5 protein-coding genes and 2 tRNA genes are annotated in these 7,561 nt (G+C 63.6%); 6 read left to right on the top strand and 1 reads right to left on the bottom strand.

Annotated features, from left to right (window positions below; translation table 11 throughout):
• Positions 1-87: 87 nt before the first annotated feature.
• Positions 88-162, bottom strand: a tRNA-Asn gene (locus tag FJ956_RS16455).
• A 207-nt stretch (positions 163-369) separates the two neighbouring features.
• On the opposite strand from FJ956_RS16455, the gene FJ956_RS16450 reads away from it, so the two are divergent.
• The 6 genes from FJ956_RS16450 (at position 370) to FJ956_RS16425 (ending at position 7,300) form a co-directional block, all read left to right on the top strand.
• Positions 370-630, top strand: a complete 261-nt coding sequence (locus FJ956_RS16450) for a hypothetical protein (RefSeq protein WP_095765002.1) — start codon at positions 370-372, stop codon at positions 628-630.
• 164 nt (positions 631-794) lie between these two features.
• Positions 795-868 (top strand) — tRNA-Cys (locus tag FJ956_RS16445).
• Positions 869-961: 93 nt separating this feature from the next.
• Positions 962-1,636 (top strand): protein-L-isoaspartate O-methyltransferase, encoded by a 675-nt coding sequence (locus FJ956_RS16440; RefSeq protein ID WP_140680087.1) that lies wholly within the window; start codon positions 962-964, stop codon positions 1,634-1,636.
• A gap of 185 nt (positions 1,637-1,821) precedes the next feature.
• Positions 1,822-3,201, top strand: coding sequence for a TolC family outer membrane protein (locus FJ956_RS16435; RefSeq protein WP_140680090.1), 1,380 nt, complete (start codon positions 1,822-1,824; stop codon positions 3,199-3,201).
• 281 nt (positions 3,202-3,482) lie between these two features.
• A complete protein-coding gene (locus FJ956_RS16430; protein ID WP_140680095.1) occupies positions 3,483-4,280 on the top strand; it encodes a PopZ family protein in 798 nt (265 codons plus the stop codon).
• Positions 4,281-4,516: 236 nt separating this feature from the next.
• Positions 4,517-7,300 carry a valine--tRNA ligase gene (locus FJ956_RS16425; protein ID WP_140680098.1) on the top strand — a complete coding sequence of 928 codons (2,784 nt, stop codon included), beginning with the start codon at positions 4,517-4,519 and terminating at the stop codon, positions 7,298-7,300.
• Positions 7,301-7,561 lie beyond the last annotated feature (261 nt).

Below are 7,561 nucleotides of genomic sequence, written 5' to 3'. Positions count from 1 at the left end.
ACTCCAAAACCCCTTCGGGCCAAAAGTGTTACCCATGTCTCCGGTATAAACCGTAACCTATGTGTCCGGAACGGACCGAGAAAGTTTTGGCTCCCCGGGCCGGATTCGAACCAGCGACCAACCGGTTAACAGCCGGTTGCTCTACCACTGAGCTACCGGGGAACGGAGGCTCTGACGTGAGTGGCGCAGCCTATAGCAAACACCTTTCGCCTTTGCAAAGAAGCAATTCGCAATTTTTCTCCAGTTTTTGATGCGGCTATTTGTGCCATCGTTCGGCGCGCCCACATATGAAGGGCTTCACACCGGCATGGAACAAAGCGGCCGGTTGTCGTCTTGAATGGCTTAGGCAGCAGATGGGATTTGGCTTGAATGACCGCAGCGGATGATGACAACGCCCCGGCGCGCAAGATTTCGATCTTCGGCCGCGAGTTCACCATGCCGCGCTCGCGCGGCTGGCGAATCGCGATCGGCATGCTGCTTACGCTTGGCGGGCTTCTGGGCTTTCTGCCGATTCTCGGCTTCTGGATGATTCCGCTCGGTCTCCTGGTTCTATCCTATGAATTCGCCATGATCCGGCGCCACCGGCGGCGTTTCGTCGTCTGGTGGGAGCGCCGGCGCCGGCCAGACTGAGAGGCTGGGGCGGCTGCGCCACAGCGATGCCACACCCGCGACAACCGATTGGTAATCACCACTTTGGCTGCTCCATGCGAAAGCGTCGGGAATGACGCGCGAGCGCTTGACGACCTTTGAGCGCCAACATAATGAGTTCGCTCGGAACGCCGGGAGCATTGCGAGGCCTCGTGGCGGAGTGGTTACGCAGAGGACTGCAAATCCTTGCACCCCGGTTCGATTCCGGGCGAGGCCTCCAGATGCTTGCGGGCTCCAGCGCAACCGCGCCGGAGCAGGGGTTCCAGTCGAAGTTTAGGCCGCGCGCCTGGCGCGGAGAGCGGATTGTTGGGACATGAACGCTGATTTCTCCGAACGCCGCGTGAAGATGGTCGACGGCCAGGTCCGGACCACCGATGTGACCAGCGCGCCGCTCCTCGAAGCGATGCTGGCCGTTCCGCGCGAGGCCTTCGTCGGCGCAGGGCAGCAGGATTTGGCCTATATCGACGAAGACATCCGCATTTCCGATGGCGCCAATGGCGGCGGCGCACGCTACCTGATGGAGCCGTCGCCGCTCGCCAAGCTTTTGCAACTGGCCGAGATCGACGCGGGCGATTCGGTGCTCGATGTCGGTTGCGGCACCGGCTATTCCGCCGCATTGCTGTCGCGGCTCGCGCGCTCCGTCGTCGCGCTGGAGAGCGATCCCGCACTGGCGGAGGCCGCCAAATCCACGCTTTCCAACCTTGGCTGCCAGAACGTCACGGTGGTCACCGGGCCGCTGCCGCAGGGGCAGGCCGCCAAGGGACCCTACAACGCCATCTTCATCGGCGGCAGCATCGAGGAAGTGCCGCCGGCACTGCTCGACCAGCTTGCGGAAGAAGGCCGCCTGGTTGCGGTCGAAGGGCGGGGCAACTCTGGCGTGGCCCGGCTGTTTTTCAAGGCAGGGGGGGTTGTAACCGGAAGGCGTGCCTTTAATGCGGCAATTAAGCCACTACCGGGCTTCGAACGTGCTCACGCATTTGAATTCTGAGCGTTTTTGCCTTGCGGCGAGGGCGCTGTCATGATCGCTTGCGCCTGACAATCGTTGCTGATTGGTTAACCGGGCGTTTCCGGGAGGCCGTCAGCGGGGGAACGATAAACAGCGCGGCGCCGGCCGATCCGCAAGGGTAGGTTGGCGTGGCGTGGTTCCCATGCAAAACGAATGAGGGAAATAACGTGCCGCCTCTACGCAAGAGTGTTTTAGTAGCTATCCTTGTTTCGGCCACGGCGCTTTCGCCGTTGGCCGCCTCCGCCGAAACCATTACGGGCGCTCTCGCCAAAGCCTATCAGTACAATTCGCAGCTCAACGCCGCACGTGCCGGCGTGCGTGTCACCGATGAAGGTGTCGCCATCGCCAAGTCGGGCTGGCGCCCGACCGTCACCGGTTCGAGCAGCATCGACTACACCAGCACCCACGCGCAGGGCTCCACCCAGAACATCACCACAGGCAACTTCGGCATACAGATCAACCAGACGCTGTTCGACGGCTTTCAGACCAAGAACAACGTCGCGGCCGCCGAATCGCAGGTGAAGGCCTCGGTCGAAAGCCTGCGCAACACCGAAGAGAACATCCTGTTCAACGCGGCCAGCGCCTATATGGACGTGATTCGCGACCGCCAGGTCGCGGTGCTGACCGAGCAGAACCTGCAGTTCCTGAGCGAGCAGGCGCGCGCCGCCCGCTCGCGCTTCGAGGTGGGCGAGGGCACCCGCACCGACGTCGCCCAGGCCGATGCCTCGCGCGCGACGGCCGTGGCGCAGCTGAGCGCTGCTCGCGCGACGGCGCTGGCGAGCGCCGCCACCTATCACCAGATCGTCGGCGACGAGCCGGGCAAGCTCAAGGCGGCCTCGCCGCTGGGCAAGCTGCTGCCGGGTAGCGTCGATTCCGCCTTGGCCATCGCTTCCGCCGAACATCCCGCCATTCTTGCCACAGAGCATCTCGTCGATGCCGCGGCCTTTTCGGTGAAGTCGTCGGAAGGCGCGCTGCTGCCGCAGGTGACCGCCTCGGCCGGCATTTCGGACAATTACAGCCACTCCGTTCCCGACATCAGGGGCACCAACGGCACCTCGACGTCGGCCAATATCGGCGCCACGCTGACCATTCCGATCTATTCGGGCGGCCGGACCTCGGCGGTTGTGCGGCAGAACAAGGAATCGCTTTCGGAGGCACGCATCCAGATCGACGTCACCCGCGATCAGGTGCGCCAGGCTCTGGTCACGGCATGGACGCAATACACCGCGGCGCGCGAAACAGTAGCTGCCAACAGGCAGGTGATCGATGCCGCGCAACTGGCGCTCAACGGCGTCATCGAAGAGCGCAATGTCGGCCAGCGCACGACGCTGGATGTGTTGAACGCGCAGAACGCGGTCATCACCGCCAAGATCAACCAGGCCAGTTCCGAGCGCGACGTGGTGGTGGCGAGCTATGCCATTCTCCAGGCGATGGGCCGGCTGTCGGTCGATCGCCTTGGCCTGGCGGTCGCCAAATACAGGCCCGAAGAGCATTACAACGCCGTCAAGGACAAGTGGTTCGGACTGCGCACGCCCGACGGACGCTGATTCCCGACAGCACGCTTTCGGCAAAACGCCGCGTGTCCGATGGATGCGCGGCGTTTGTCTTTCCGGGCGGCTCATGGGGCTGGGTCGCCTAATCTGTTGAAATCCAACGTGTCCCCAGATTGGGGATTCTCGGATGACGATCCGTCGGTTACGCTGTCGCCATTGATTCGAATTCCGACCCGGGCAGGAACGGAATTCTTGAATGGGTCAAGTTCTTGAACGGGTCGGTTCTTGGCCAGGTCAAGTTCTTGGGGCAGGTCACTAGGGCGGCGGATGTGACGATGGCGACGGCAAGCAGCGCGCAGCGCGAACCTTCCATGGAAGAGATACTGGCTTCCATCCGGAGGATCATCGAAGACAGCGACACCGGGCGCAAGCAGCCGGCCGAGGCCGGTGAACTGCGCCAGGATCTGGAGCCGGCCGCGATTAGCGTACCCACGGTCGAAGTCGACGCCTTTCGTTCCGAGTTGCATGCCGACGCCGGCCCGCGCAAGCCGGCGACGCTGGCGGAGGTCCAGGCCCAGCTGGCCGCGGCCGATCCGGCGGTTGCACGCGTCGAGGCTCGTCCCGAGCCGGTCAAGGCGGCTCCGGTCGCGGTCGATTCCGAGGGTGCCGAGCCGAGCGCGCAAGCGGCCACGAGCAGGCCGGGCGCGGCAAACGCGACGCAGTCGGCCGAGACCATCGTCGCCGATTGGCGGCGCGAGATAGCGGCGGTCGGCGGCAGCACGGTCACCGCGAAACCGGCCGTCCGGGTCCAGGAACCCGCGCCGAGGGTCGAGATCGAGAAGCAGGAGCCGGCGTTTGAAGCTGCCACGCATGCCGGCGCTCCCCGGGCATCCGAACCGGAAGCACAGCCGGCTCGGCCCGCGATCCTTTCCGAGCATGCGGGCCGGCAGGTTGCCGCGGCCTTCGGCGAGCTTTCCGACGCTTTTGCCAGCCGCGGCAAGAAGAGTTTCGACGAGATGGCCGAGGAGATGCTGCGGCCGATGCTGCAGGATTGGCTCGACAACAACCTGCCGACACTGGTCGAAAGGCTGGTGCGCGAGGAGATCGAGCGCGTGGCGCGCGGGGCGCAGTAAGCTGCCGCAACACGCAGGCTGAAAAAGCGCCGCCTTCGGGCGGCGCTTTTGCTTCAGGACCCGCTGCGCCCTTGCAGTCGACCTGCATCAGGCGAGCCGCCATCGCAGCACCGGCCGGGATTGTCGCCGGTCGCGGCATGCCTATCTGTAAGAGCGATCGCAGTTCTCGCGGTTGACTCGGCCAAGACCTTCCGATTTACACCGGACGCTTGTTCCCGACAGTTCGGACCTCCTCCATGCTTGAAAAGACATACGACGCCAAAGCCGTCGAGCCGAAGATCGCCAAAGTCTGGGAAGAGGCCGATGCCTTCCGGGCCGGCGCTGGCGCGGATGAAGGGGCCGAAGCCTTCACCATCGTCATCCCGCCGCCGAACGTCACCGGCTCGCTGCATATGGGCCATGCGCTCAACAACACGCTGCAGGACATTCTCGTGCGCTTCGAGCGCATGCGCGGCAAGAATGTGCTTTGGCAGCCCGGCATGGATCACGCCGGCATCGCCACGCAGATGGTGGTCGAGCGCCAGCTCATGGAAAGGCAGATCCACCGCCGCGATCTGACGCGTGAGGAGTTCATCGAGAAAGTCTGGGAGTGGAAGGCCGAATCGGGCGGCGCGATCTTCAACCAGCTGAAGCGGCTCGGCGCCTCGGCCGACTGGAGCAGAGAACGCTTCACCATGGATGAAGGCCTGTCCAAGGCGGTGCTGGAGGTCTTCGTCACCCTCTACAAGGAAGGCCTCATCTACAAGGACAAGCGCCTTGTGAACTGGGACCCGAAGCTGCTTACCGCCATTTCCGACCTCGAGGTCGAGCAGCAGGAGGTGAACGGCAATCTCTGGCACTTCCGCTATCCGATCGAGGGCGAGGCGTTCGACCCCGAGAACCCGAAGACCTTCATCACGGTCGCCACGACGCGTCCCGAGACGATGCTCGGCGACACCGCCGTGGCCGTGCATCCCGATGACGAGCGCTTCACCGATCTGGTCGGCCGCAACGTCGTGCTGCCGATCGTCGGCCGCAAGATTCCGATCGTTGCGGACGAGTATTCCGATCCGGAAAAAGGCTCCGGCGCGGTCAAGATCACGCCGGCGCATGACTTCAACGACTTCGAGGTAGGCAAACGCCACAAGCTGCCGGCGATCAACATCCTCACTGTCGAGGCGGCCATCAAGCTGAAGAACAATGAGGATTTCCTTGCCGGCCTTGAGATCACGCCGGAACGTCAGACCGTCTGGGACGAGCTCGATGGGCTCGACCGTTTCGTCGCGCGCAAGAAGATCGTTGAGCTGATGGAGGGAGGCGGCTTCCTCGACAAGGTCGAGCCGCACCGCCACGCCGTGCCGCATGGCGACCGTGGCGGCGTGCCGATCGAGCCGTTCCTGACCGAGCAGTGGTATGCCAATGCCGCCGAACTCGCCAAGCCGGCGATCGCCTCGGTGCGCGAGGGCCGTACCAACTTCGTGCCGAAGAACTGGGAAAAGACCTATTTCGACTGGATGGAAAACATCCAGCCCTGGTGCATCTCGCGCCAGCTCTGGTGGGGTCACCAGATCCCGGCCTGGTACGGGCCGGACGGGCATGTCTTCGTCGAAAAGACCGAGGAAGAGGCGCTCGCTGCCGCCATTGAATATTACCTTGCGCTGGAAGGGCCGTGGAAGGCCTGGGTCGAGGACAGGCTGGAAAACTTCCAGCCGGGCGAGATCCTGACCCGCGACGAGGACGTGCTCGACACCTGGTTCTCGTCGGCGCTGTGGCCATTCTCGACGCTCGGCTGGCCCGACCAGACGCCTGAGCTCAAGACCTATTACCAGACCGACGTGCTGGTGACCGGCTTCGACATCATCTTCTTCTGGGTCGCCCGCATGATGATGATGGGTCTGCACTTCATGGACGAGGAGCCTTTCCATACCGTCTATGTGCATGCGCTGGTGCGCGACAAGAACGGGCAGAAGATGTCGAAGTCGAAAGGCAACGTCATCGACCCGCTCGAGCTGATCGACGAATATGGCGCCGATGCGCTGCGCTTCACGCTGACCGTCATGGCGGCGCAAGGGCGCGACGTGAAGCTCGATCCGGCCCGCATCGCCGGCTACCGCAATTTCGGCACCAAGCTGTGGAACGCGACGCGCTTCGCCGAGATGAACGAGGTCGCGCGCGACGACGAATTCTGGCTGAACGACGCCAAGCTGCCGGTCAACCGCTGGATCCTGACCGAGCTGACGCGGGCGGCGCGCGCCATCACCGAAGGCATCACCAGCTACCGGTTCAACGAGGCGGCGGGCGCGGCCTATCGGTTCGTCTGGAACCTGTTCTGCGACTGGTACCTGGAACTGTTGAAGCCGGTGTTCATGGGCACGGACGAGGCCGCCAAGGCCGAGAGCCGGGCCTGCGTCGCCTTTGTGCTGGACGAGATCTACAAGCTTCTGCATCCGATGATGCCGTTCATGACCGAGGAATTGTGGGCGCAGACCGCGGGCGAGGGCACGGAGCGCTCGTCGCTGCTTTGCCATGCCGCATGGCCGTCGCCCGACTTCGAGGATGGGGAGGCCGCCGCCGACATCAACTGGCTTGTCGACCTTGTCTCGGGCATCCGCTCGGTGCGTTCGGAAATGAACGTGCCGCCGGCGGCGATCGCGCCGCTGATGGTGATCGGCGCCAACACGCTGACGCAAGAGCGGCTGGAGCGTCACGCCCAGGCGATCAAGCGGCTGGCGCGCGTCGGCGATATCGCGCTCGCCGATGCACCGCCGAAAGGCTCGGCGCAGATCGTGCTCAACGAGGCGACGGTGAGCCTGCCGCTCGGCAACCTGATCGACCTCCAGGCCGAGGCCGCGCGGTTGCAGAAGGAACTGGCGAAGGTGACCGAGGAGATCGCGCGCCTGCACAAGAAGCTGTCGAACGAAAAGTTCGTCGCCAACGCGCCGGAAGAGGTGGTCGAGGCAGAGCGCGAGAAACTCGCCGAATATCGCGAGGCGCAGGAGAAGCTTTCGGTGGCTTTGACCAGGGTCCGCGACGCCGGCTGAGCGGCAAGATTCGGCCTCGCTCCAAAGGCGCCTTTCCGGTACGTTAGCTGCCTCGAAAATGCAGCTGCCGCTACGTTAATTTTGACGTAAAGGGAAAGTTTGCGCCCCATTGTTGCCATAATGTAACAATGGGGCCTGCGAGCCCTAAAATCGGCTGTTTTTGCCCTGTTTCGGGCAGTTTCTTCGGAGTTTTTCGACCGTTTGACGCCGGGTCGCGCGATTTAGGCGCCGATTGCGGCGCCAGCCACCATGGCGAAAATA

Origin of the sequence: Mesorhizobium sp. B2-4-3, from assembly GCF_006442815.1 — a bacterium.
Taxonomy (GTDB): Bacteria; Pseudomonadota; Alphaproteobacteria; order Rhizobiales; family Rhizobiaceae; genus Mesorhizobium.
Note: the sequence above shows the minus strand (reverse complement) of the source record. Positions and strands in the feature narration are given on the sequence as shown.

Bases quoted from the DNA above. Each gene is read 5' to 3' on its own strand.
- FJ956_RS16450 (WP_095765002.1), top strand. From the start codon at position 370: ATGACCGCAGCGGATGATGACAACGCCCCGGCGCGCAAGATTTCGATC.
- FJ956_RS16440 (WP_140680087.1), top strand. From the start codon at position 962: ATGAACGCTGATTTCTCCGAACGCCGCGTGAAGATGGTCGACGGCCAG.
- FJ956_RS16430 (WP_140680095.1), top strand. From the start codon at position 3,483: ATGGCGACGGCAAGCAGCGCGCAGCGCGAACCTTCCATGGAAGAGATA.
- FJ956_RS16425 (WP_140680098.1), top strand. From the start codon at position 4,517: ATGCTTGAAAAGACATACGACGCCAAAGCCGTCGAGCCGAAGATCGCC.